Below are 944 nucleotides of genomic sequence, written 5' to 3'. Positions count from 1 at the left end.
TGGCTTATCCCAAGCATTACCTACTCAAGTTTACCTAATTGATGACACGCCCTAGTGCTTAGAAAATAAGGACTAAAGTCCTTACTACGAACTTGCTTACCGAGAAATTTAGAATCCAAAATTGCCCAACATAGCATCGCCAAGAAAATTGTTGGGGTTGATTTGATTTCTAAATAGCGGCTTGGGCTAAAAGGGGATCGAGTTGACTTTGTGTGTCTAGCTGATATAGGTCATCGCAGCCGCCAATGTGCTGGTTATTGATAAAAATTTGTGGTACTGTACGGCGTCCGTTAGCGCGTTCTGCCATTTTAGCTCTGGCTGCTTCGTCGCCGTCGATTTTATATTCAGTAAAGTTTACACCTTTCCACCACAGCAGAATTTTGGCACGAATGCAGTATGGACAAGTTTGCCATGTGTAAAGTTCGACGTTGGCTTTAAATCGCTCTGGATGGCGATTTAAAAGGGGATTAAGAAAGTCCAGCATTATTTTCTTAAGCAAGGTTTAAAATATTCAACTCGGTGTCAACACTTTGTCAATTCACTAAGACATTGATCGATAAACAAAATTAATTTTCATCTCTCACAGCAGCTAAGTCCACCTACCATTTCAATTAACCAAACAATAGACTTAAGCCTATTATTACAAGGCAGGTAAACTTCCGTCACGGTGTACTAGTAAAAAAACGGGTAGGCAAAGATAATTATGACCACTAGCTTCTAGTTTTGGTGCAGGCCACCGGAAGTGTGAGAAATTCGCAGGACGCAAAGACACGTAGATAAAATTAGAATGACGATTAACTTATTTCTTTACCCATGCACAAAATCCATGATTTACATATAAAAACGTATAATAAAAACAATATTCTTCCCATGAAATATTATTAAACTTATTTTTGATTTTATTTTTAAATAAATTGTAAAGAACAAATAAATAAATCTTTAAT

At 36.9% G+C, this 944-nt stretch carries 1 protein-coding gene; it reads right to left on the bottom strand.

All coding sequences use genetic code 11. From position 1 onward, the window contains the following. Positions 1-169 precede the first annotated feature (169 nt). Entirely contained in the window at positions 170-484 is a 315-nt protein-coding gene (gene grxC / locus ABF638_RS38180) for a glutaredoxin 3 (protein ID WP_435027920.1), read from the bottom strand. Positions 485-944 lie beyond the last annotated feature (460 nt).

The sequence above is a fragment of the Nostoc sp. CALU 1950 genome (assembly GCF_051172895.1).
In the GTDB taxonomy this organism is placed as follows: domain Bacteria; phylum Cyanobacteriota; class Cyanobacteriia; order Cyanobacteriales; family Nostocaceae; genus Nostoc; species Nostoc edaphicum_A.
Note: the sequence above shows the minus strand (reverse complement) of the source record. Positions and strands in the feature narration are given on the sequence as shown.